The sequence below is a fragment of the Burkholderia sp. LK4 genome, from assembly GCF_001043615.1.
Taxonomy (GTDB): Bacteria; Pseudomonadota; Gammaproteobacteria; order Burkholderiales; family Burkholderiaceae; genus Burkholderia; species Burkholderia cepacia.
In genome coordinates this window covers 302,331-325,023 of sequence record NZ_LDUL01000010.1, presented here as the reverse complement: position 1 = coordinate 325,023, position 22,693 = coordinate 302,331, and the positions used below count along the sequence as shown (strand labels likewise).

At 64.9% G+C, this 22,693-nt stretch carries 20 protein-coding genes and 1 tRNA gene; 14 read left to right on the top strand and 7 right to left on the bottom strand.

What is annotated here, in order from left to right:
• Positions 1–3 precede the first annotated feature (3 nt).
• Positions 4–210, bottom strand: coding sequence for a hypothetical protein (locus tag VK92_RS41540; protein WP_131723305.1), 207 nt, complete (start codon positions 208–210; stop codon positions 4–6).
• 282 nt (positions 211–492) lie between these two features.
• On the opposite strand from VK92_RS41540, the gene VK92_RS07070 reads away from it, so the two are divergent.
• A complete protein-coding gene (locus tag VK92_RS07070) occupies positions 493–1,188 on the top strand; it encodes a methyltransferase family protein (protein WP_053076235.1) in 696 nt (231 codons plus the stop codon).
• 117 nt (positions 1,189–1,305) lie between these two features.
• On the opposite strand, the gene VK92_RS07065 is transcribed toward VK92_RS07070, so the two are convergent.
• Both VK92_RS07065 and VK92_RS07060 read right to left on the bottom strand, forming a co-directional pair.
• Positions 1,306–2,928 (bottom strand): NAD(P)/FAD-dependent oxidoreductase, encoded by a 1,623-nt coding sequence (locus VK92_RS07065; protein ID WP_048020848.1) that lies wholly within the window; start codon positions 2,926–2,928, stop codon positions 1,306–1,308.
• 326 nt (positions 2,929–3,254) lie between these two features.
• Positions 3,255–4,058, bottom strand: a complete 804-nt coding sequence (locus VK92_RS07060) for an inositol monophosphatase family protein (protein WP_021162664.1) — start codon at positions 4,056–4,058, stop codon at positions 3,255–3,257.
• A gap of 280 nt (positions 4,059–4,338) precedes the next feature.
• Between VK92_RS07060 and VK92_RS07055 the strand changes: the two genes are divergently transcribed.
• Positions 4,339–5,163, top strand: coding sequence for an RNA methyltransferase (locus VK92_RS07055; RefSeq protein WP_021162663.1), 825 nt, complete (start codon positions 4,339–4,341; stop codon positions 5,161–5,163).
• Positions 5,164–5,470: 307 nt separating this feature from the next.
• Complete coding sequence (gene cysE / locus VK92_RS07050) at positions 5,471–6,244, top strand: serine O-acetyltransferase (protein WP_048020851.1); 774 nt, start codon at positions 5,471–5,473, stop codon at positions 6,242–6,244.
• 58 nt (positions 6,245–6,302) lie between these two features.
• On the opposite strand, the gene VK92_RS07045 is transcribed toward cysE, so the two are convergent.
• The 4 genes from VK92_RS07045 to VK92_RS07030 form a co-directional block, all read right to left on the bottom strand.
• Positions 6,303–7,103, bottom strand: coding sequence for a UDP-2,3-diacylglucosamine diphosphatase (locus tag VK92_RS07045; RefSeq protein WP_021162661.1), 801 nt, complete (start codon positions 7,101–7,103; stop codon positions 6,303–6,305).
• A 27-nt stretch (positions 7,104–7,130) separates the two neighbouring features.
• Positions 7,131–7,622, bottom strand: a complete 492-nt coding sequence (locus VK92_RS07040) for a peptidylprolyl isomerase (RefSeq protein WP_006751616.1) — start codon at positions 7,620–7,622, stop codon at positions 7,131–7,133.
• Between the two features lie 88 nt (positions 7,623–7,710).
• Positions 7,711–8,292 carry a peptidylprolyl isomerase gene (locus VK92_RS07035; RefSeq protein WP_021162660.1) on the bottom strand — a complete coding sequence of 194 codons (582 nt, stop codon included), beginning with the start codon at positions 8,290–8,292 and terminating at the stop codon, positions 7,711–7,713.
• Between the two features lie 39 nt (positions 8,293–8,331).
• Positions 8,332–9,054 (bottom strand): tetratricopeptide repeat protein, encoded by a 723-nt coding sequence (locus VK92_RS07030; RefSeq protein WP_048020853.1) that lies wholly within the window; start codon positions 9,052–9,054, stop codon positions 8,332–8,334.
• Between the two features lie 233 nt (positions 9,055–9,287).
• Between VK92_RS07030 and cysS the strand changes: the two genes are divergently transcribed.
• The 11 genes from cysS to cyoD all read left to right on the top strand — a co-directional run bounded on the left by cysS (position 9,288) and on the right by cyoD (position 22,451).
• Entirely contained in the window at positions 9,288–10,685 is a 1,398-nt protein-coding gene (cysS, locus tag VK92_RS07025) for a cysteine--tRNA ligase (protein ID WP_048020855.1), read from the top strand.
• Between the two features lie 43 nt (positions 10,686–10,728).
• Positions 10,729–11,556, top strand: a complete 828-nt coding sequence (locus VK92_RS07020; protein WP_021162657.1) for a DNA-3-methyladenine glycosylase family protein — start codon at positions 10,729–10,731, stop codon at positions 11,554–11,556.
• Between the two features lie 103 nt (positions 11,557–11,659).
• Complete coding sequence (locus VK92_RS07015) at positions 11,660–12,631, top strand: acetyl-CoA carboxylase carboxyltransferase subunit alpha (protein WP_006478433.1); 972 nt, start codon at positions 11,660–11,662, stop codon at positions 12,629–12,631.
• A 46-nt stretch (positions 12,632–12,677) separates the two neighbouring features.
• Positions 12,678–14,099 (top strand): tRNA lysidine(34) synthetase TilS, encoded by a 1,422-nt coding sequence (gene tilS, locus VK92_RS07010; protein WP_048020858.1) that lies wholly within the window; start codon positions 12,678–12,680, stop codon positions 14,097–14,099.
• A gap of 343 nt (positions 14,100–14,442) precedes the next feature.
• Positions 14,443–15,696: an aspartate kinase gene (locus VK92_RS07005; RefSeq protein ID WP_027787050.1), complete on the top strand. Its 1,254-nt coding sequence runs from the start codon at positions 14,443–14,445 to the stop codon at positions 15,694–15,696.
• A gap of 110 nt (positions 15,697–15,806) precedes the next feature.
• A tRNA-Ser gene (locus tag VK92_RS07000) sits at positions 15,807–15,900 on the top strand.
• Between the two features lie 912 nt (positions 15,901–16,812).
• Complete coding sequence (locus tag VK92_RS06995) at positions 16,813–18,342, top strand: complex I subunit 4 family protein (protein ID WP_048020860.1); 1,530 nt, start codon at positions 16,813–16,815, stop codon at positions 18,340–18,342.
• 270 nt (positions 18,343–18,612) lie between these two features.
• Positions 18,613–19,500, top strand: a complete 888-nt coding sequence (gene cyoA, locus VK92_RS06990; protein ID WP_048020862.1) for a ubiquinol oxidase subunit II — start codon at positions 18,613–18,615, stop codon at positions 19,498–19,500.
• A gap of 3 nt (positions 19,501–19,503) precedes the next feature.
• Entirely contained in the window at positions 19,504–21,510 is a 2,007-nt protein-coding gene (gene cyoB / locus VK92_RS06985) for a cytochrome o ubiquinol oxidase subunit I (protein ID WP_021162481.1), read from the top strand.
• Positions 21,510–22,118, top strand: a complete 609-nt coding sequence (cyoC, locus tag VK92_RS06980) for a cytochrome o ubiquinol oxidase subunit III (RefSeq protein ID WP_021162482.1) — start codon at positions 21,510–21,512, stop codon at positions 22,116–22,118. Before cyoB ends, cyoC begins: the two co-directional genes overlap by 1 nt.
• Positions 22,119–22,451, top strand: a complete 333-nt coding sequence (gene cyoD, locus VK92_RS06975) for a cytochrome o ubiquinol oxidase subunit IV (RefSeq protein WP_011352504.1) — start codon at positions 22,119–22,121, stop codon at positions 22,449–22,451.
• Positions 22,452–22,693 lie beyond the last annotated feature (242 nt).

Here is a 22,693-nt window from a genome sequence, read left to right as displayed (position 1 = left end):
AGGTCAGGCATGAAGTTGTTGCTTGGGTTGCCCGAGTTTACCAGTCGCTTCCATGTGCACGCGCGAAGTTCGCCGTTTGGCCAGGTGCGGACGATCGCGCGAACCCTTGCGTGCTGACGCCGCCCCGCATATCAGCGTGTGGTTGGACGTCAGGCGGCGTGCGGCGGCTTCGAACCCGGCTGCGTGGCGACGCCGGTCGGTTTCGAGCATGGCGACCCGATCCGCGGCTCTCATTCGGCCCCTTTTTCGCCTGGGAGACTAGCCACTCGTTACCATCGACTGCAGACGATTTCGTCCGTCCGGGCAACGCTACGAACTGTGAAACGTTTGGCAGACCGCGTAATCCGGTTACTCGGTCTTTATATTTGCCCACGCTCTCGGGACTTACACCAATCAACCTCGTAAGACTGAAACTTAGGCAGGTTTCAATGAATGGAGCGTGCTAGTCTGAAACGGCAATATATAAAAACGCAGTAAGTTCGGGGCACAAACATGAAGCAGGCCATACAGGATGCGGGGGGCGCGTGCGCGCAAAGTACCCTGGTGCCGCACGTTACAACGGTCGCGGATGAGTCGGAGCGGATCAATCTGATCGAGCTTGGTGCTCGCGTGTCGTCAGTGACCGTGCTGGGCGTATTTGCCTATCTGATTTATGCGCCGTGGCGATTGGATCCGAGCCGGATCACGCTGATCCTGCTGCTGGTATCCGCGGTACTGACCGTCGGCATGTCGGCGTTTGCCAAATTGCCGAAACGGCGCGACTGGCATCCCGTTGCAGTGTGCTTGTCCCTGGGCGGTTCGTTCTACTGCCTGACCTATCAGCTGACGGCCAGTACCCAACTGATCCCGGAGTGGGCAGGGGGCGCCTGGCAAATATGCGGGATTGCGTGGCAACTGTTCGCGAAACTGTCGCTCGGGCGCTCGTTCGGCTTGCTGCCGGCGAATCGCGGCGTCGTTTCGACCGGAGCGTACCGGTTCATGCGCCACCCGATCTATGCCGGTTATCTGTTGTCCGAAATCGGTTTCCTGCTTGCAAACTTCAGTACGCGAAACCTGCTCGCGATCGGCATCTGGATGCTGTTGCAGATCGGGCGAATCAGTTTGGAAGAGCGGGTGCTGTCGGAAGACGCCGATTATCGTGCGTACAAGACGAAGGTCCGGTACCGGCTGATTCCCGGGGTGTTTTGACGGGCGTGCCCAAAGCGCGCCGCGGTGGTGCGCCGATGAAACAGATTGGCGCGGCGAACGTGCAAAAGTCGGCGTACTCGGGTCACGGACCTTCGTACGCCGACTCTGTCCTGCGTGTCAGGACGTGTGTCCCGACGTCAGGCTGAGGGCTACCGCCTGCGCAACTTCGATGCCGTCGATCGCCGCCGAATAAATGCCGCCCGCATACCCGGCGCCTTCGCCGGCCGGATACAGGCCTTCGACGTTCATGCTCTGGTAATCGTCCTTGCGTCGAATCCGGATCGGTGACGACGTGCGCGTTTCCACACCGGTGAGCACGGCATCGTGCATCGCAAAGCCGGCGATCTTCTTGTCGATCTGGGGCAGGGCTTCACGGATCGCTTCGATCACATAGTCCGGCAGCGCGGTGCTGAGATCGGTCGGGTTCACGCCCGGCTTGTACGACGGCGCCACGGAGCCCAGCGACGTCGACGGTCGGCCAGCGATGAAATCGCCGACCAGTTGCCCCGGCGCGCGATAATCGCCGCCGCCGAGTTCGAACGCACGCTCTTCCCATTTGCGCTGGAACGCGATGCCCGCCAGCGGGCCGCCGGGATAATCGTCCGGCGTGATGCCGACCACGATGCCCGCATTCGCGTTGCGCTCGGCCCGCGAATACTGGCTCATGCCGTTGGTGACCACGCGGCCCGGCTCGGAGGTCGCTGCGACCACGGTGCCCCCAGGGCACATGCAGAAGCTGTAGACGGCGCGGCCGTTGCTGCAGTGGTGGACCACCTTGTAGTCGGCGGCGCCGAGCTGCTTGTGGCCCGCGAACTTGCCGAAGCGGCTGCGATCGATCAGCCCCTGCGGATGCTCGATGCGAAAACCCAGCGAGAACGGCTTGGCTTCGATGTAGACGCCGCGATCGTGCAGCATCTGGAAGGTGTCGCGCGCGCTGTGGCCCACGGCCAGCACCACGTGGTCGCACCGCAGCGTTTCTCCGTTCGAGAGCTTCAGCGAGCGCACCTTGCCCTGATCGATCTCGACGTCGTCGACCCGCGTTTCGAAACGCACTTCACCACCCAGTTCGTGGATGGACGCACGCATTTTTTCCACCATGCTGACGAGGCGGAACGTGCCGATATGCGGCCGGCTCAGATACAGGATGTCTTCCGGTGCGCCTGCCTTGACGAATTCGTCCAGCACCTTGCGGCCATAGTGGTTGGGATCCTTGATCTGGCTGTACAGCTTGCCGTCGGAAAACGTGCCGGCCCCGCCTTCGCCGAACTGCACGTTGGATTCGGGGTTGAGCACGCTCTTGCGCCACAGGCCGAAGGTGTCCTTGGTGCGCTCGCGCACGGCCTTGCCGCGTTCGAGGATGATGGGACGGAAACCCATCTGCGCGAGGATCAGCCCCGCGAACAGGCCGCACGGCCCCATGCCGATCACGACCGGGCGCAGGAAATTGCCGTGCTCGGGCGCCTTCGTGACGAAGTGGTACGCCATGTCGGGTGTCACGCTGCAATGCGGCTTGCCGGCGAGGCGCTTGATCGCGGTGGCTTCGTCCGCGACTTCGACGTCGACGATATACGTGAGCTTGATGTCGGCGCGCTTGCGCGCATCGTGCGCACGACGGAACACGGTGTAACGGAGGAGCTCGTCCGCGGCCACGCCAAGCTCCGCGAGGCGCGCGCGAATCGCGGCCTCGAGCGCGCTTTCGGGGTGGTCGAGGGGGAGTTTAATTTCGCTTAGCCGTAACATGGGGACTCGGATGCGATTGCCACGGCGTCGTGGCGGTGTTGATACGGTCGGGGGCCGGCAGGCCGGCGGGGTTGTCCGCCGCGCGGGCGTGCCGCATGCAAACCCGCACGCAAACCATTTATTGTCATTGCGGGAACGGCGGTGTGGCCGGCAGTACGCTGACCGGCCCCGACAAACTCAAGCAACTTCAGGATAGGCGCACGAAGCAACCCTTGTGCGGGAAGATGTTCCCGCCTCCCGGCAACCGGGAGGCGAACGGTGCGCCGTCGTGACGATGCCCGCGAGCGGTGTGCGCGAAAGCCGCGCCGCGCGGGCGCGGCCGGGGCTTACTCCGCCGCCGGATGCACGCGCGTGTAACGGTTCAGGATCGGGATCATCTGCGCGTAGATCTTCGGGTTCGCCGCGACGATTTCATGGCGATGCAGGAAATCGGCGTCGCCCGTGTAGTTGCCGACGAGGCCGCCGGCCTCGGTGATCAGCAGGCTGCCCGCTGCCATGTCCCACACGTTGATGCCTTGCTCGAAGAACGCGTCGAGGCGGCCGGCCGCGACGTTCGCGAGATCGAGTGCTGCTGCGCCCGGACGACGCAGGCCGGTACAGGCTTGCGTCATTTCGGTGAAGAGGCGTGCGTATGCATCGAGGCCGTCCTTTTCGCGGAACGGGAAGCCCGTGCCGACCAGTGCGTCCGACAGGCGGTCGCGGCGGCCGACGCGGATGCGGCGGTCGTTCAGGTACGCACCGCGGCCGCGCGTGGCCGTGAACAGGTCGTTCTTGTTCGGGTCGTAGACGACGGCCTGCGTGACGACGCCCTTGTGCTCGAGCGCAATCGACACGCAGTAGTACGGGAAGCCGTGGATGAAGTTGGTCGTGCCGTCGAGCGGATCGATGATCCACTTGAATTCGGATTCGTTCTCCGATTCGCCCGATTCCTCGGCGAGGATCGCGTGGTCGGGGTAGGCGGTCTTCAGCGTCTCGATGATCGCGTCTTCGGCGGCCTTGTCCACTTCGGTGACGAAGTCGTTCTGCTGCTTCTTGCGGATCTCGATCAGGTCGAGATCGAGGGACGCGCGGTTGATGATCTGTCCGGCGCGGCGCGCAGCCTTGACAGCAATGTTGAGCATGGGATGCATGAGCCTGGATCCTGTAGCCGGCGGCACGGGCCGCCACGAAGTGGAACAACCGCCCGGCACGGCGCAAGCGTGGCAGGCGAGGTGAGACGCGAATTGACAAAGAACGGGGTACGACCCGCGCCGCACGGAGCGCGACGCGTAAAGGCATGATTTTACCCGATTTTTGGCGGTTTCAGGCGACCGGAATACGGGGAAACCCCCACTATCCGTCCGGACGAGTGGGTTTGCCGCGGCGATGGCGATACCATACTGCCATTCTGATGAACCGAGTCGTATCGTAGTGGAAACCCCGCAGATCACCGCCGCGCCGTCCGAGCCGGGCGCGGCCTCGTCCCGGCCGCCGTCCGGCGGCTTCACGTCCACCCGTTTCGTGCTCGTCGAGCCGAGCCATCCCGGCAACGTCGGGGCGGCCGCCCGCGCGCTGAAGACGATGGGTTTTTCGCGTCTGGTGCTGGTCGCGCCGCGTGTGCCGCACGTGCAGAGCGATCCCGAGGCGATCGCGATGGCCAGCGGCGCGGACGACGTCCTCGCCTCCGCGCATGTCGTGCCGACGCTTGGCGACGCGCTGTCCGGCGTGCACTGGTCGATCGCACTCACCGCGCGTACGCGCGAATACGGGCCGCCGCGTCTCGCGCCGCGCGCGGCCGCTACGCAGGCGTGCGCACAGGTCGGTACGGGCGACATTGCGCTCGTGTTCGGCAACGAGCGCACGGGCCTCGCGAACGAGCACGTCGAGCAGTGCAGCGCGCTCGCGCACATCCCGGCGAACCCGGCCTACAGTTCGCTGAATCTCGCACAGGCCGTGCAGGTGCTCGCGTACGAGTTGCGCGTCGCGTTTCTCGAGCAGGCGAGCGAGCCATCCGCGCAAGCGCCGGCCGAAGCCGGCACGCTCGCGCAGAGCGACGAGATCGAGCGGATGTACGTGCACCTCGAGAACGCGCTGATCGCACTCGATTTCCTCGATCCGCGCAACCCGAAGAAGCTGATGCCGCGGCTGCGGCGCCTGTTCGCGCGCACGGGCCTCGAGCGTGAGGAGGTCAATATCCTGCGCGGTATCGCGAAGCACATCCTGCTGAAATCGGGCAAACCGGGCGGCGACGCGTAAGCGGCCGGTGCGCAGTGCAGGGGCCGCTGGACGGCTCGGCGCGCGGGGCCGTTTCCCTGTCGGGCAGGTGCTGCGTCGGCCGCCGGAAGCGCCCGGCCGAATCGTCCGGCCTGTTCGGCCATCCCGCAAACTCAACGCCAGCAAGCGTTCCGGCCGAATACCCGCGCCGTCGGCGGGGTGAACGCGCGGGCTCGTGCGGCCGTGCGCGACTCGCCCTACAATCGCCGAACGTCATAACTAAATTACCCGGCGCGATAACGGCCGGTCATTGCCGGCGATGCGCGCCGGCCTTTTCCCAGACCACATCATGTTCACGAGACTGCGCGAAGACGTTGCAACGATTCGCGAGCGGGATCCCGCCGCTCGCAGTGCATGGGAAGTGCTGACCTGTTATCCGGGGCTGCATGCGCTCGTACTGCATCGCTTCGCGCACGCATGCTGGCGCGCGAAGCGCTACTGGCTCGCGCGTTTCGCGTCACAGGCCGGCCGGTTCCTGACCGGCATTGAAATCCACCCGGGCGCGACGATCGGCCGGCGCGTGTTCATCGACCACGGCATGGGTGTCGTGATCGGCGAGACGGCGATCATCGGCGACGACTGCACGATCTATCAGGGCGTGACGCTGGGCGGCACGTCGCTCACGCGCGGCGCGAAGCGCCACCCGACGCTCGAGGCCGGCGTGATCGTCGGCGCGGGTGCGAAGGTGCTCGGCGGTTTCACGGTCGGTGCGGGCGCGAAGATCGGTTCGAACGCGGTCGTCGTGAAGCCGGTGCCGGCAGGCGGCACGGCAGTCGGCAATCCGGCGCGCGTCGTGATGCCGGCACAGCCGAAGCCGCAGCCCGAACGCGCGGCGTTCTCCGCGTACGGGATCACGCCGAATGCCGACGATCCGATGTCGCTCGCCATTCACGGGCTGATCGATCACGCTGCGAAGGAAAGCCGCCGTGTCGACGAGATCGTCGCGGCGCTCGAGCGGCTCGGCACGCATCTGGAAACGCTGCAGGGCGCCGACGCAGCGCGCCTCGACCTGCGCCGGCTGTCGGCGGTGCTGGAAGGCAAGACGGTCGAGCGCCAGGCGTAATGTGATCGATGCGGGTCGCTGCCGGTCGCAACAGGTCGGTTCGGCCGCGGCCGCCGCGTCAGTCGAGCGGCATCGCGTGGATACCTTCCGCGTCGACACGCAGGTAACCGCCGCGCGGCTTGCCGTGGTCGAGATCCCAGTCGGGCAATACCCAGCGAATGCCGCCCGGCTCGCTGTGGCGCGCGGGGCGGTGCGTGTGGCCGTGAATGATCACGCTCGCGCGGCTTTTCCGGAACAGGGCGGCTACCCCTTCACGCGTGACATCGTAAATCGCCGAAGCAGGGCGGATCCGGCCCGCTTCGCTGTTCGAGCGCATGCGCTGCGCGAGCGCGCGGCGCCAGCGGAACGGCCACGCGAGAAACAGCCATTGCGCGACGCGGTTGCGTGCGAAGCGGCGGAACAGCTGGTAGCCGCGATCGGCCGTGCATTGCGCGTCGCCGTGCGCGAGCACGATGCGCTGGCCGAACGCCATGATCAGCGACGGGTCGGGCAGCAGCATCGCACCGGCTGCCTTCATGAAGCGACGGCCGAGCAGGAAATCGCGGTTGCCGTGCATCACGTAGAGCGCAATTCCGCGTTCCGAGAACGTGTGCATCAGCGCGGCCATGCGGGCCGCGAACGGATCGTCGTCGAGGATGTCGTCGCCGATCCAGTATTCGAACAGATCACCGAGGATGAACACCGAGTCGGCGCTGTCGGCGGTGTATTTCACGAAATGCTCGAACGCGGCGACCGTCTTCGGAATCGCTTCGCTCAGGTGCAGATCGGAGAGAAACAGGAACGGGCGTGCGGCTTGCGCGTATTCGCGCTCGCCTGGCACGCCCGCGGAGACGCTTCGTGGCGGACTCTCCTGCAACATCGAAGTGCCTCCGTTACGTGCTGTGCGTCAGACCACGACGGCCTTTTCGATCACGACGTCGTCGGCCGGCACGTCCTGATGGAAACCGGCGTTGCCCGTCTTGACGCCCTTGATCTTGTCGACCACGTCCTGGCCTTCGACAACCTTGCCGAACACGGCGTAGCCCCAGCCTTGCGGCGTCGGCGACGAGTGGTTCAGGAAGTCGTTGTCGTTCACGTTGATGAAGAACTGGGCGGTCGCCGAGTGCGGATCGTTCGTGCGCGCCATCGCGATCGTATAGTTGTCGTTCTTCAGGCCGTTGTTCGCTTCGTTGTCGATCGGCGCATCGGTCGGCTTCTGCTTCAGGCCCGGCTCGAAGCCGCCGCCCTGGATCATGAAGCCGTTGATCACGCGATGGAACACGGTGCCGTCGTAGTGGCCCTTCTTCACGTAGTTCAGGAAGTTTTCGACCGTCTTCGGTGCCTTCGCGGCGTCGAGCTCGAGCTTGATCACGCCGTGGTTCGTATGCAGTTCAACCATGATGAATTCCTTCGGTGAGGCGGTTTAAATGGCACGCGGCCGGTCGTGCGACGCGGCCGCGTGAGGCGCCGGACGTGCCGGCAGGTTCTTACTTCGAGACGACGCTCGCCGATTCGATCACGATCGGTTGTGCGGGCACGTCCTGCATCGGGCCGCGCGAGGTCGTCGCGACGCCTTCGATCTTCTTCACGACGTCGAGACCCGACACGACCTTGCCGAACACCGCATAACCGTTGCCGTCCGGGTTCGGGTAGTCGAGGCCGCTGTTGTCGACCGTGTTGATGAAGAACTGCGCGGTGGCCGAGTTCGGATCGCTCGTGCGCGCCATCGCGATCGTGCCCGTCAGGTTCTTCAGACCATTGCGGCTTTCCAGCGGGATCGGCGCGCGGGTCGGCTTCTCCTCGAAGTTGGTCTTGTAGCCGCCGCCCTGGATCATGAAGCCCTTGATCACGCGATGGAAGATCGTGCCGTTGTACTGGCCGGCCTTCACGTAATCGAGGAAGTTGGCGACCGATTTCGGCGCCTTCTCCGGGTAGAGCTCGACGCGGATGTCGCCCTGCGAGGTCTTCAGCTGCACGACGGGGTGCGCGGTAGCCGATTGCGCGAACGCAGGTGCGGTCGCGGTCGCGAGAAGGGCGGCGCCGCCAAGCGCCAGCAACAGACGTTTCATTGCGATCCTCAGGTTGGGAGGGAAAAAAGGCCGCGCCGCTTATTGCGACGGCGCGACGTACGGCGCCGCCAGTGCGCCCGACGGACCGCTGAACTGGAACGTCGGCGACATCGGCAGCGTGGTGGTGCTCACGTTCGCGGCGGCGCGGTCGGAGTAGTCGCGCGTGCTCGGTGAGGCCGCGCGGGCGTTCGGCGCGGCCTTCGGCGGCGACACGATCTTCTGGAGATCGGCGAGGCGCTGCGCGGTCGCGCCGCTCGTGCGGTCGAGCGATTGCGCGCGCTTGTACGACTCGGCCGCGAGGCGCAGGTAAAGATCGCCGAGGTTTTCGTATGCGAGCGAGTAGCTCGGGTTCGCTTGCGTTGCCGTGACGAGCGCGGTGCGCGCTTCGTCGTATCGGCCATGCTTCGCGTAAAGCGCCGCAAGGTTGTTGTACGGCTCGGGCAGTTCGGGGTACGCCTGCGTGATCGCGACGAACTGCTGGATCGCGTCGTCGTCGCGGTTCAGGCGGGCCAGCACGGTGCCGCGCTTGAACTGTGCCTGCAGGTCGTGCGGGTTCGAAGCGATGCGCGCGTCGAGCTGCGCGAGCGCCTGCTTCCACTGCTTGCCGGCGATCGACGCGTCGATTTCGGGCGTGCCGTCGGCGGTGGCCGGGGCCTTCTGCGCATGCGCCGCCGGGGCCGCGAAAAGCGTCAGCGCGACGCCCATGACGGTGGTCGCAACGAGGGTCGCAGCGCTCTGCGCGCGGCCGCGATGAGGTTTCATAGGCGTAAATCGGAATGTTATACTCCGAGCCATTCTAACAAAACGTCTGCGCGTTCCGGCGAGCGGCAGACAGTCTTTCTTAGCCTCTCGTGGCCGTCACCGCTGTGCTTGCAGCCTGACCGCCCCGTGTGATACGAGGACGCTCGGCCCGGTGCCGCAGCAGATGGTCCGTCCGTTTCACACGCTGGGCGAGCTTCGCCAGGGCGGTTTCCTTCGGCTCACGGTTCATCTCTATGGAATCACTGCGCATCTACAACACGCTCGCGCGTGACAAGCAAGTTTTCGTGCCGCGCCAGCCCGGCGAGGTGCGGATGTACGTATGCGGAATCACCGTATACGACTATTGTCACGTGGGCCACGCGCGCATGCTGGTCGTGTTCGACCTCGTCCAGCGCTGGTTGCGTGCGATCGGTTACCGGGTCACGTATGTGCGCAACATCACCGACATCGACGACAAGATCATCCGCCGCGCGGTCGAGAACGGCGAGACGATCAAGTCGCTGACCGACCGGTTCATCGGCGCGATGCACGACGACGAAAGCGCGCTCGGCATCCAGCGGCCCGACATCGAGCCGCGTGCGACGGCGTTCATTCCGCAGATGCTCGGCATGATCGAGACGCTCGAGACGAACGGTTACGCGTATCAGGCGACCGACGGCGACGTCAACTACTCGGTGCGCAAGTTCGCGAACTACGGAAAGCTGTCGGGCAAGTCGCTCGACGATCTCCGCGCGGGCGAGCGCGTCGCCGCGAACGACGCGAAGGAAGACCCGCTCGACTTCGTGCTGTGGAAGCGGGCGAAGCCGGAAGATCCGGAAGGCGCGTCGTGGGCGTCGAAGTACGGGATGGGCCGCCCGGGCTGGCACATCGAGTGCTCGGCGATGGGCTGCACGCTGCTCGGCGAACATTTCGACATCCATGGCGGCGGGCAGGACCTGCAATTCCCGCACCACGAGAACGAGATCGCGCAGAGCGAAGGCGCGACCGGCCAGACGTTCGTCAATTACTGGATGCACAACGGCTTCGTGCAGGTCGACAACGAGAAGATGTCGAAATCGCTCGGCAACTTCTTCACGATCCGCGAAGTGCTCGAGCGCTACGACGCGGAAGTCATGCGCTTCTTCATCGTGCGCACGCACTACCGTTCGCCTCTCAATTACAGCGACGTGCATCTCGACGATGCGCGCGCGTCGCTCACGCGCCTCTACACCGCGCTGAAGGACGTCGATGCCGACACGCTCGCGCTCGACTGGAGCGAGCCGCACGCGCAGCGTTTCGCGGCCGCGATGAACGACGACTTCAACACGCCGGTCGCGGTGGCGACGTTGTTCGAGCTGGCGGGCGAGGTGAATCGCACGCGCGACGCATCGCTCGCGCGGCAACTGAAACAGCTGGCGGGGCTGCTCGGCCTGCTGGGCCGCGAACCGCGCGCGTTCCTGCAGCAGGCGTCGGGTGCCGCGCAGGCGGGCGGGCTCGCCGCCGACGAGATCGAAGCGAAGATCGCCGCGCGCGTCGCGGCGAAGCAAGCGAAGGACTATGCCGAAGCGGACCGGATCCGGGCGGAACTGCTCGAGACCGGTATCGCACTTGAAGACAAACCGGGCGGATCGACCGAATGGCGTCGCGTATGAGCGCGGTGCGTTCCACTGACCGATCCGTCAGGTAGGAGGCAAGATGGCAACGGCCAGAAAAGCGCCGGTCAGGCGCGCGACCCCGGTCGCCGCGCGTCCGGCAGCCAAGCGCGTGCCGCCAGTGAAGACGGACGCAACGCGCGCCGTGCCCAACGGCGCGCTCAACGGTCATGCGCAGCCCGCCGCCGCGCAGCCGGCCGCCGACGCGGCCCGCAAGGCCCGTGCGTCCGAAGCGGACGGCGAGGAGGTCGTCGTGCGTCCTGCTTACTGGGACAAGGCATGCGCCGACCTCGTCAAGCGCGACCGGATCATGAAGAAACTGATTCCGAAGTTCGGTCCCGCGCATCTCGTGAAGCGCGGCGACCCGTTCGTCACGCTTGCGCGCTCGGTCGTCGGCCAGCAGATTTCGGTACCGTCGGCGCAGTCGCTGTGGGCGCGCATCGGGGACGCCTGTCCGAAACTCGCGCCGCAACCGGTGATCCGGCTCGGCGCGGACAAGCTGATCGCGTGCGGATTGTCGAAGCGCAAGACGGAATACATCCTCGATCTCGCGCAGCATTTCGTGTCGGGCGCGCTGCACGTCGACAAATGGACGTCGATGGACGACGAGGACGTGATCGCGGAACTCACGCAGATCCGCGGCATCAGTCGCTGGACGGCCGAGATGTTCCTGATCTTCAACCTGTCGCGGCCGGATGTCCTGCCGCTCGACGACCCGGGCCTGATCCGCGCGATCAGCGTCAATTACTTCAGCGGGGAACCCGTCACGCGCAGCGAGGCGCGTGAAGTCGCGGCCAACTGGGAACCGTGGCGCACCGTCGCGACCTGGTACATGTGGCGCAGCCTCGATGCGCCCGACGCCGACGCCTGAGCGGCGGCTATCGGGTTTTAAACATCAATAGTTGAGAGCCGGTTTTGAGCGTCGCCCGCGCGGGTAGAATACGCGCTGCCGCAAGACCCAAGGATTCGAACACATGAAGACCACGTTTCTGGATTTCGAACAGCCGATCGCCGAACTCGAGGCCAAGATCGAAGAGCTGCGATTCGTGCAGGACGACTCGGCTGTCGACATTTCGGAAGAAATCGAGCGGCTGTCGAAGAAAAGCCAGCAACTGACGAAAGACCTCTACGCGAACCTGTCGCCGTGGCAGGTTTCGCAGATCGCGCGGCATCCGCAGCGCCCGTACACGCTCGATTACGTTGCGGAACTGTTTACCGATTTTCACGAGCTGCACGGCGACCGCGCATTCGCGGACGACCTGTCGATCGTCGGCGGTCTCGCGCGCTTCGGCGGCCATCCGTGCATGGTGATCGGTCACCAGAAGGGCCGCGACACGAAGGAACGCGCCGCGCGCAACTTCGGGATGCCGCGTCCGGAAGGCTATCGCAAGGCCGAGCGCCTGATGCGTCTCGCCGAGAAGTTCGGGCTGCCGATCTTCACGTTCGTCGACACGCCGGGCGCGTACCCGGGCATCGGCGCGGAAGAGCGCGGCCAGTCGGAGGCGATCGGCCGCAACCTGTACGTGATGGCCGAGCTGAAGACGCCGATCATCACGACCGTGATCGGCGAGGGCGGTTCGGGCGGCGCGCTCGCGATCGCAGTGGCCGACACCGTGATGATGCTGCAGTTCTCGACCTACTCGGTGATCTCGCCGGAAGGCTGCGCGTCGATCCTGTGGAAGAGCGCAGCGAAGGCGCCGGAAGCCGCGGAAGCGCTCGGCCTGACCGCGCACCGCCTGAAGGCGCTCGGCCTGATCGACAAGATCATCAACGAACCGCTCGGCGGCGCGCATCGCGATCCGAAGGGCATGGCTGCGCTGCTGCGCCGCGCGCTCGCCGATTCGCTGCGCCAGTTCCAGGGCATGAGCATCGATGCGCTGCGCGAGCGCCGCTTCGAGCGCCTGATGGCCTACGGCAAGTTCAAGGAAACCACGCCGGGCGCATGACCGCCCGCGTGTTCAATACGCGCGCCGCTGCGCGCGCGTTCCTCTCGTGATCCCACCGACCGAATTCTCCGCCGACCGCGTCGTCCTCGACGCGGTCGGCGTTGCGCTTTCCGGCATGCCGCCCGATGCGCGCATCGCGATCGCGTACAGCGGCGGCCTCGACTCGACGGTGTTGCTCGATGCGGCAGTGCGCGTCGCGGGCGCGTCGCGCTGCGTCGCGCTGCACGTGCATCACGGGCTGAGTGCGAACGCCGACGCCTGGGTTGCGCATGCCGAGGCGAGCGCGGCCGGGCTCGGCGTCGCGTTCGAATCGATGTGCGTCGACGTGCCGCGCGACAGCGGCCTCGGTGTCGAGGCGACGGCGCGCGAGCGGCGCTATGCGGCGCTCGACGAGATGTGCGAACGCCACGGCGCGGCCGCGCTGTGGCTCGCGCAGCATGCGGACGACCAGGCCGAGACCGTGTTGCTGCAGTTGTTGCGCGGCGCGGGGATCGCGGGGCTTGCCGCGATGGCGCCGCGTTACCGCCCCGACGGCGTGAGCGTCGAGCGCGTGCGCCCGCTGCTGCGATTGCTGCGCGCGCAACTCGAGCGTTATGCGGCGCAGCGCGCGCTCGAATGGATCGACGACGAATCGAACAACGACACGCGTTACGCGCGCAATGCGCTGCGCATCGACGTGCTGCCGGCGCTGGCCGTGCATTTTCCGGGCTTTCGCGACGCGCTGGGCCGCGCGGCCCAGCATGCGGCGGCCGCCCAGCGGTTGCTCGACGATCTGGCTGAACTCGACTTCGCCGTTGCCGCGCGCGATGACGGGCAGGCGCTGTCACGCGATGCACTGGTTGCGTTCGACGATACGCGTGGCGCGAACCTGCTGCGCTTCTGGATGCGCCGGCTCGGTTTGCCGGGCGCGTCGGCCGCCCGGCTCGCCAACATGATGCGGCAGTTGCGTGCCGCACACGATGCCCATGCATTGCGCGTCGATCACGCGGGGCAATGCTTGCGGCTTTATCGCGATGTCGTCTACTGGGAAGCGGGCGACAGCAGCGAGCCGGCCGACGACGGCACCGGCACGCCCCATCCGGACGCATCGCTCGCGTGGGACGGGCAGGAGGTCTGGCACCTGCCGGGGTGGCGCGGCACGTTCGTGTTCGCGCCGGCCGACGCGGCAAGCCCCGATGCGGTGCCGGAGGCGCTGCTGCGCGGCGCGCGGCTCGTGGCGCGCGCCCGAGCGGGCGGCGAGCGGATGCGCACGTCGCCGGGCGGGTCGGGCCGCACGCTGAAGAACCTGTTCCAGGAGCGCGGCGTGCCGGCCTGGCAGCGCGACGTGCCGCTCTTGTTCGTGGGCGAGCGGCTGATCTACGTGCCGCGGCTCGGCGTCAATCGCGATGTCGGCGCGTCCGGCAGCGAGGCGGCCGGCGACGGCGCCTGGCGCCGGATCGAATGGCGTCCCGACCTGCTGATCGCGTAACGGCGGGCAGGCTTCCGGCGGCGCGATGGCGCGCGCATTTTCACCATTTGGTAAACAGCGCCGGAACGGCTCCGGACGCGGCGAGCGGCTTGTCAAGCGGGCCTCTATCGGGTACGCTCGGTCGTTTGCTCGGCTCGATTTTTGAGCGATTTGTGCAGGTTTTCCGCGTGACGTACCCGGTTTGCGCGGCCTGATCGGCCTTCCGGGCAAAATCCGTCACGCTTGCGTGTTGCGTCCCAGCCGTCCCCCTCGTCGTCCGTCCACAGCCACAAGCCGCGTGACCGAACGGCTACGCGGCCTGCCCAGCGCGCCCGTGCGGTTTCTCCTCCAGTTCAGAACGACAATGGCACTCATCGTACACAAATACGGCGGCACTTCGATGGGCTCGGTCGAGCGCATCAAGAACGTCGCGAAACGCGTCGCAAAATGGCATCAGGCCGGGCACCAGATGGTGGTCGTGCCTTCGGCGATGTCCGGCGAAACCAACCGTCTGCTCGGTCTTGCGAAAGAGATTTCGAGCCAGCCGAGCCCGCGCGAGCTCGACATGATCGCGTCGACCGGCGAGCAGGTCAGCGTCGGCCTGCTGTCGATCGCGCTGCAGGAAATCGGCGTCGAGGCCGTGAGTTACGCGGGTTGGCAAGTGCCGATCAAGACGGACAGCGCGTTCACGAAAGCGCGCATTCACTCGATCGATGACGAGCGCGTGAAGGCCGACCTGAATGCAGGCAAGGTCGTGATCATCACGGGCTTCCAGGGCGTCGATCCGGACGGCCACATCACGACGCTGGGCCGTGGCGGCTCGGATACGTCGGCGGTGGCGGTCGCGGCTGCACTGGGTGCCGAAGAGTGCCTGATTTACACGGACGTCGACGGCGTCTACACGACCGACCCGCGCGTCGTCGAAGAGGCGCGACGCCTCGATCGCGTGACGTTCGAGGAAATGCTGGAAATGGCCAGCCTCGGCTCGAAGGTCCTGCAGATCCGCTCGGTCGAATTCGCCGGCAAATACCAGGTGAAGACGCGTGTGCTGTCGAGCCTGACCGATCCGCTGATTGCGCTCGACGAAGAAATGCGCTCGGGCACCCTGATTACTTTTGAAGAAGACGAGACCATGGAAAAGGCAGTCATTTCCGGCATCGCGTTCCAGCGCGACGAAGCACGCATTGCGGTGATGGGCGTGCCCGACAAGCCGGGCATCGCGTATCAGATCCTCGGCCCGGTCGCGGATGCGAACGTCGACGTCGACATGATCATCCAGAACCAGAGCGTCCAGGGCAAGACCGACTTCACGTTCACGGTCGGCCGTGGCGACTACCAGAAGGCGATGGACATCCTCACCAACCAGGTGAAGGGCCACGTGAACGCCGAGCAGGTGCAGGGCGATCCGAAGGTGTCGAAGGTGTCGGTGGTCGGCGTCGGCATGCGTTCGCACGTGGGCGTCGCGAGCAAGATGTTCCGCACGCTGTCGGAAGAGGGCATCAACATCCAGATGATCTCGACGTCCGAAATCAAGATTTCGGTGCTGATCGACGAGAAATACATGGAGCTGGCCGTCCGCGCGCTGCACAAGGCATTCGAACTGGACCAGGCATCGTGAATTTTTCGTGATGCATTGAAGAAAATGCATCACGGAAATTGACGAGCGGTTCGAAACCCTATATTATTTCGTTCTCGTCGCACTGCCTCCCTGGTGCGAGCGAAAGTTTGGGAGACGTGGCCGAGAGGTCGAAGGCACTCCCCTGCTAAGGGAGCATCTGGGCCAAAACCTGGATCGAGGGTTCGAATCCCTCCGTCTCCGCCAAAAGCGGTGACAAAGCCCCGCAAGTTCTCGGACTTGCGGGGCTTTTTCTTTTCCGGTCCGTCGGGCGCCCGACGCGCGATGCGGCTGGATCTCGTCCGCCGGCCGATGTGGGCGTGGTGCTCAATGTCCAATGAGTGCTCGAGTCGAGCGGTGATCGTGCGCGATAGGGCGCGTATCGTCCGGCGCGACTCGAGGTGATGCTCCTGGCGAGCCAGCGTTCTGTTCCGGATGTCTTCTCTCATCGATTCATCGTTTCGTCGACGACCACGCGTGTTGCGCTCGGCGGCATATGCGTGTATTGCGAGCGCCCGCAGATCCTGCACGAGTCCACGCAATCATCGCGTCTCTCGTCGCGATGAAGCAGGGCGGCATTGCTGCTCGTGATCGATCCGTTCTCCGTAGCGCGTGACCCGCCTGCGTTGCGGGATGTCGTGCATGGCCGCGAGAGTGTGGAGAGGGGGCGGCGCGACCCTTCGCTCGATCCGCGTCGAGCAAGACGATGTGAAATAAAAATGAAAGGCGTCTTGTAAGAAATCAGGGCTGCGTTTTCCCCGTCTTGTCCGGTGCCAATCGGCTCGTTCCGACCCTCCGAAATGGCAGGCGGATATCAAAAATGCGGCGCTGCGTCGATTTCTGCGCTCTTCCTGATCAAGCAATACAAAAAATTACTTATAAAAATCATAAAGATAAAGTGTGTTGTGGAAATCAATGCTCTGCTGCGCTGCAGAAAATAATCAATCGCCTTATGCTGGTTAACCCGATCGCGTTTGAGCGGCATCAAGCTTTCCCGTGATGCCGCTTTACATTTTGCCAACATTGGCGATTCACGAAATCTTTCTGTCGATTTGATTTCGTTCCTTTCGTCTCGCCTGTCCCCGATGCAGTGCGCGACTTCATCAAGGCCCTGTTGACATGCATGATTTTCCCTTCCTGAGCCTGGCCATCTGGGCTCCGATCCTGTTCGGCGCGTGCCTGCTGCGTGCCGGTTCCGACCATCATCCACGTCGAACGAGGCTGATCGCGCTCTTCGGCGCGCTGGTGGGGTTTGCGGCCGTCGTTCCGCTGGTCGCCGGTTTCGATGCGCACTCGGCCGCGATGCAGTTCGTCGAGAGCCGCAACTGGCTGGCGGCATTCAATTCCGGATGGCGGGTCGGCATCGACGGCGCGTCGCTGTGGCTCGTCGTGCTGACCGCGTTCACGACGCTCGTGGTGGTCGTGGCGTCGTGGGAGTCGGTCACGGTGCGCGTCGCGCAGTACTACGCATCGTTCCTGATCCTGTCGGGGCTGATGGTCGGCGTGTTCGTCGCACAGGACGGCCTGCTGTTCTTCATCTTCTTCGAGGCGACGCTGATCCCGCTTTACCTGCTGATCGGCACATGGGGACGCGAGCGCCGCGTGTACGCGGCCGTGAAGTTCTTCTTCATCTCGTTCGCCGGCTCGCTGTTGCTGCTGATGGCGATGCTGTACCTGTACGCGCAGTCGCACACGTTCGACATGGCCGTGTGGCGCACGCTGCAGCTCGGCTTCGCGCCGCAGTTGCTGGTGTTCCTCGGCTTCTTCGCCGCGTTCGCGGTCAAGGTGCCGATGTGGCCGGTCCACACGTGGCTGAGCGACGTCTATACCGACGGCCCGACCGGCGCCGCGCTGATGCTCGCGATGCTCAAGCTCGGCGGCTACGGGTTCCTGCGCTTCGCGCTGCCGGTGACACCCGACGCGAGCCACTTCTTCGCGCCGGCCGTGATCGCGCTGTCGCTGTTCGCGATCGTCTATGCGAGCCTGATCGCGCTCGCCCAGACCGATCTCGGCAAGCTGCTCGCGTATTCGACGGTCGCGCACATGGGGATCGTCACGCTCGGGCTGTTCCTGTTCAACCGGATCGGCGTCGAAGGCGCGATCGTGCAGCTCGTGTCGTACGGCTTCGTCGCGGGCGCGATGCTGTTGTGCGTGAACGTGCTCGTCGACCGCACGAAGCAGCGCGAGATTGCCGCGTACGGCGGCGTCGCGGGCGTGATGCCGCGTTTCGCGACCTTCACGGTGCTGTTCGCGATGGCCAACGTCGGCTTGCCGGGCACGTCGGGCTTCGTCGGCGAGTTCATGGTCATCATGGGCGCGATCCGCTTCAACTTCTGGATCGGTGCGATCGCGGCTCTGACGCTGATCCTCAGCGCGTCGTACACGCTGTGGATGCTCAAGCGCGTCGTGTTCGGCAAGGTCGCGAGCCAGCGGATCGCGAAGCTCGCCGACCTGAACCGTCGCGAGATCGTGATGTTCGCGTCGCTCGCACTGGTCGTGCTGGCGGTCGGCATCGATCCGAAGCCGTTCACCGACGCGATCGATCCGACTGTCGGAAGGCTGATCCAAGACGCGAGCCATTCGAAGCTGCCGGCAGGGGACAGCCCTGCGCAGCCGCAGCCGGCGTACATGGCATCGACGCGCGGCTGATCGCGGCACGTCGCGCGAGCGGGGCTCATCGCACGGCGGTACAGCCGTTGCGTACACATCGATCTCGGTCCGGCGCAGGTAGCGCCGGGCCCGCTTGCGGCTGCGTGAAATTGCCCCGCGACAATGTGTCTCACAACAGATTCTGCAATGATGATTTTCCGCATTAGCTGGTTCTTCATCGCACTCGCGCGACGTATGATTCGGCCACTTTCGTGGATCGAATGCGCATCGGGCATACGCAAACGGATTCAATGACCCTCGGGCGGTGTGATGAAAAGAAGAGCTTCAAAAGGCGGGGTGGCGCTGATGTCGATCGGCGCGGCCCTGAGCCTGTCAGGATGTAATTTAGATGTACTAAATCCGAAAGGAAGCGTGGGTGCAGCCGAAAAGGCGCTGATCGCGACGTCCACCTGGGCGATGCTGGTCGTCGTCGTGCCGGTGATCCTGCTCACGCTGTGGTTCGCGTGGCGTTACCGCGCATCGAACCGCAGCGCCACCTACGCGCCGAACTGGTCGCACTCGACCGCGATCGAGGTCGTGATCTGGACGGTGCCGACGCTGATCATCCTGTTCCTCGGCGTGCTCACGTGGAAGACCACGCACGAGCTCGACCCGTACAAGCCGCTCGAGTCGTCGGTGAAGCCGATCGACGTCGAGGTCGTCGCGCTCGACTGGAAGTGGCTGTTCATCTATCCGGAACTCGGCATCGCGTCGGTGAACCAGCTCGCGATTCCGGTCGGCACGCCGGTGAACTTCCGCATCACGTCGGATTCGGTGATGAACTCGTTCTTCATCCCGCAGCTCGGCGGCCAGGTCTATGCGATGGCCGGCATGCAGACGCGCCTGCACCTGATCGCCGACGAGCCCGGCAACTACGCGGGCACGTCCGCCAACTTCAGCGGCCGCGGCTTCTCCGACATGAAGTTCCGCACGCTCGCCGAGCCGCGCGAACAGTTCGATGCATGGGTGCAGAAGGTGAAGGCCTCGCCCGACCGTCTCGACGCGACCGTGTACGGTACGGTCGCCCAGCCGAGCGAGAAGGCGCTGGTGCGCTACTTCTCGTCGGTCGATCCGCGGCTCTTCCACAACATCATCGCGAAATACAACGATGGCCACGTCCTCGACCTGAAGGACGCCGCCTGCGGCACGAAGGGGTAACGCATGTTCGGCAAACTCACACTCTCGGCGATCCCGTTCGATCAGCCCATCATCATGGGGGCAGGCGCCTTCATGGGGCTGGTCGTGCTGGGCATTCTCGCCGCGCTGACGATCACCGGCCGGTGGAAATGGCTGTGGACGGAATGGCTGACCACGGTCGACCACAAGAGACTCGGCGTGATGTACATCATCGTCGCGCTGATCATGCTGCTGCGCGGCTTCGCCGACGCGATCATGATGCGCATGCAGCTCGCGCTCTCGTACAACGGGCCCGGCTACCTGCCGCCGCACCACTATGACCAGGTCTTCACGGCACACGGCGTGATCATGATCTTCTTCATGGCGATGGTGTTCATGGTCGGCCTGATGAACCTGGTCGTGCCGCTGCAGATCGGCGCGCGCGACGTCGCATTCCCGTTCATCAACTCGCTCTCCTTCTGGATGACGGCCGTCAGTGCGATCCTGATCAACGTGTCGCTCGTGATCGGCGAATTCGCGCAGACGGGCTGGCTCGCGTATCCGCCGCTGTCGGAGCTGCAGTTCAGTCCGGGGGTAGGGGTCGACTACTACCTGTGGGCGCTGCAGATATCGGGCGTCGGCACGCTGCTGACCGGCGTGAACTTCTTCGTGACGATCATCAAGATGCGCGCGCCGGGCATGACGCTGATGAAGATGCCGGTGTTCACGTGGACCGCGCTCTGCACGAACGTGCTGATCATGGCGTCGTTCCCGATCCTGACCGCGACGCTCGCGCTGCTCGGCCTCGACCGTTACCTCGGCATGCACTTCTTCACGAACGAAGCCGGCGGCAACGCGATGCTGTACCTGAACCTGATCTGGGCGTGGGGCCATCCGGAGGTGTACATCCTGATCCTGCCGGCGTTCGGGATCTTCTCGGAAGTCATCGCGACGTTCGCGAAGAAGCCGCTGTTCGGCTACAAGACGATGGTGTACGCGACCTGCGCGATCATGGTGCTGTCGTTCCTCGTGTGGCTGCACCACTTCTTCACGATGGGCTCGGGTGCGAACGTGAACGCGTTCTTCGGCATCATGACGATGATCATCGCGATTCCGACCGGCGTGAAGGTGTTCAACTGGCTGTTCACGATGTATCGCGGCCGGATCGAATTCACGACGCCCGTACTGTGGACGATCGGCTTCATGGTCACGTTCACGATCGGCGGCATGACCGGCGTGATGATGGCGATTCCGGGTGCGGACTTCGTGCTGCACAACAGCCTGTTCCTGATCGCGCACTTCCACAACGTGATCATCGGCGGCGTGCTGTTCGGTTATCTCGCGGGCTTCAACTACTGGTTCCCGAAGGCGTTCGGCTTCAAGCTGAACGAGAAGCTCGGCAAGGCTGCGTTCTGGTTCTGGCAGGTCGGCTTCTACGTTGCGTTCGTGCCGCTCTACGTGCTCGGCTTCATGGGCATGACGCGCCGGCTCAACCACTACGACAACCCGGCCTGGCATCCGTGGCTGCTGGTCGCCGCATTCGGCGCCGTGCTGATCGCGGTCGGCATTGCGTGCCAGTTGCTGCAGCTGGTGGTCAGCATCCGCAACCGCAACCTGCCGGCATACCGCGACACGACGGGCGATCCGTGGGGCGGCCGCACGCTGGAGTGGGCGACTTCGTCGCCGCCAGCCGACTACAACTTCGCGGTGATCCCGCAGGTGCGCACGCTCGACGCGTACGCCGACATGAAGGCGCGCGGCGAAGGCCGGCCGAACCCGGCGTCGTTCCGCGACATCCACATGCCGTCGAATACCTGCGCGGGCCTCGTGGTGGCGATCTTCAGCCTGGTGCTCGGCTTCGCGCTGGTGTGGCACATCTGGTGGATGGCGATCGGCGGGCTCGTCGGGATCGTCGCGACGCTCGTGATCTACAGCTCGCGCGATAACGACGGTTATTACATCCCTGCGTCGACGGTGCGCAAGACCGAAGACAAGCAGCCGACGCAGCGCGTGGCCGCGCGCGTCGACGACGTGGAACTGGAGGCCAACTGATGTTGCAGAAAACCTTGAGCGCGACCCTGCTCGAGCACGACGACCATCCGCCGTCGCATTCGGTGTTCGGGTTCTGGCTGTACCTGATGACCGACTGCGTGATCTTTGCCGCGCTGTTCGCGACGTTCGCGGTGCTCGGCCAGCAGTATGCGGGCGGGCCGACCGCGAAAGACCTGTTCGACATTCCGGGCGTCGCGGTGGAAACCGCCGCGCTGCTGCTGTCGAGCATCACGTACGGTTTCGCGATGCTCGCCGCGTACAAGCAGCGGCGTGGCGCGCTGCTCGCGTGGCTCGCGGTGACGTTCGTGCTCGGCGCGGCGTTTCTCGTGATGGAGCTGCGCGAGTTCTCGCACCTGATCGCGGAAGGCGCGGGCCCGCAGCGTAGCGCGTTCCTGTCGGCGTTCTTCACGCTGGTCGGCACGCACGGGCTGCACGTGACTGCCGGGCTGCTGTGGATGATCGTGCTCGCCGGGCAGATCGTGTTTCGCGGCGGCGACCTGACCGATCGCGACCTGCGACGCCTGACGTGCCTGAGCCTCTTCTGGCACTTCCTCGACATCGTGTGGATCTGCGTGTTTTCCTTTGTCTATCTCGCGAGCGTGATCTAAATGGCCCATTCGCATTCGTCTCAACTCGAAGAAGGGCACGGCAGTGTCGGCGGTTATGTCGCCGGTTTCATCCTGTCGGTGCTGCTCACGGCCGCGTCGTTCGGCCTCGTGATGGGCGGCGTGCTGTCGCCGCACGCGTCGCTGATCGCGCTTGCCGTGCTCGCGTTCGTGCAGATCGTCGTGCACCTCGTGTACTTCCTGCACATGAACGGCTCGTCGGGCCAGCGCTGGAACGTGATGGCGTTCAGCTACACGGTGCTGACCGCGGCGATCCTGATCGTCGGCACGCTGTGGGTGATGCACAACGTCAGCATGAACATGATGTCGCGCTGAGCGGCATCGCGGCGCGATGAGTCGACCGGAGAAGCGGCACGAAGGTGCCGCTTTTTTTTCGTCCGCGAGAAGGGCGCCGCGGCCCGCCAGGGCGGTCTCGGGGGGGCGTCGACTGTGTGATTCGGCGCGCGCGCATGGCCGGTGCGAACGCCGACCGGCGAAGGCGGAAGGGCGCCTGGACGCCTCCGTCGGGCCGTCGATTGTTACAAGACGTTAGCGCAAGCTTGCCGTTGCGATGCCGC

Excerpts from the sequence above, each read along its gene's own strand:
- VK92_RS07045 (WP_021162661.1), bottom strand. The coding sequence starts at position 7,103 with ATGTTGCAGGAGAGTCCGCCACGAAGCGTCTCCGCGGGCGTGCCAGGC.
- VK92_RS07030 (WP_048020853.1), bottom strand. The coding sequence starts at position 9,054 with ATGAAACCTCATCGCGGCCGCGCGCAGAGCGCTGCGACCCTCGTTGCG.
- cyoC (WP_021162482.1), top strand. The coding sequence starts at position 21,510 with ATGTTGCAGAAAACCTTGAGCGCGACCCTGCTCGAGCACGACGACCAT.
- VK92_RS07070 (WP_053076235.1), top strand. The coding sequence starts at position 493 with ATGAAGCAGGCCATACAGGATGCGGGGGGCGCGTGCGCGCAAAGTACC.
- cysS (WP_048020855.1), top strand. The coding sequence starts at position 9,288 with ATGGAATCACTGCGCATCTACAACACGCTCGCGCGTGACAAGCAAGTT.
- VK92_RS06995 (WP_048020860.1), top strand. The coding sequence starts at position 16,813 with ATGCATGATTTTCCCTTCCTGAGCCTGGCCATCTGGGCTCCGATCCTG.
- VK92_RS41540 (WP_131723305.1), bottom strand. The coding sequence starts at position 210 with ATGCTCGAAACCGACCGGCGTCGCCACGCAGCCGGGTTCGAAGCCGCC.
- VK92_RS07020 (WP_021162657.1), top strand. The coding sequence starts at position 10,729 with ATGGCAACGGCCAGAAAAGCGCCGGTCAGGCGCGCGACCCCGGTCGCC.
- VK92_RS07035 (WP_021162660.1), bottom strand. The coding sequence starts at position 8,292 with ATGAAACGTCTGTTGCTGGCGCTTGGCGGCGCCGCCCTTCTCGCGACC.
- cysE (WP_048020851.1), top strand. The coding sequence starts at position 5,471 with ATGTTCACGAGACTGCGCGAAGACGTTGCAACGATTCGCGAGCGGGAT.
- VK92_RS07065 (WP_048020848.1), bottom strand. The coding sequence starts at position 2,928 with ATGTTACGGCTAAGCGAAATTAAACTCCCCCTCGACCACCCCGAAAGC.
- VK92_RS07060 (WP_021162664.1), bottom strand. The coding sequence starts at position 4,058 with ATGCATCCCATGCTCAACATTGCTGTCAAGGCTGCGCGCCGCGCCGGA.
- cyoD (WP_011352504.1), top strand. The coding sequence starts at position 22,119 with ATGGCCCATTCGCATTCGTCTCAACTCGAAGAAGGGCACGGCAGTGTC.
- VK92_RS07040 (WP_006751616.1), bottom strand. The coding sequence starts at position 7,622 with ATGGTTGAACTGCATACGAACCACGGCGTGATCAAGCTCGAGCTCGAC.
- cyoA (WP_048020862.1), top strand. The coding sequence starts at position 18,613 with ATGAAAAGAAGAGCTTCAAAAGGCGGGGTGGCGCTGATGTCGATCGGC.
- cyoB (WP_021162481.1), top strand. The coding sequence starts at position 19,504 with ATGTTCGGCAAACTCACACTCTCGGCGATCCCGTTCGATCAGCCCATC.
- VK92_RS07005 (WP_027787050.1), top strand. The coding sequence starts at position 14,443 with ATGGCACTCATCGTACACAAATACGGCGGCACTTCGATGGGCTCGGTC.
- VK92_RS07015 (WP_006478433.1), top strand. The coding sequence starts at position 11,660 with ATGAAGACCACGTTTCTGGATTTCGAACAGCCGATCGCCGAACTCGAG.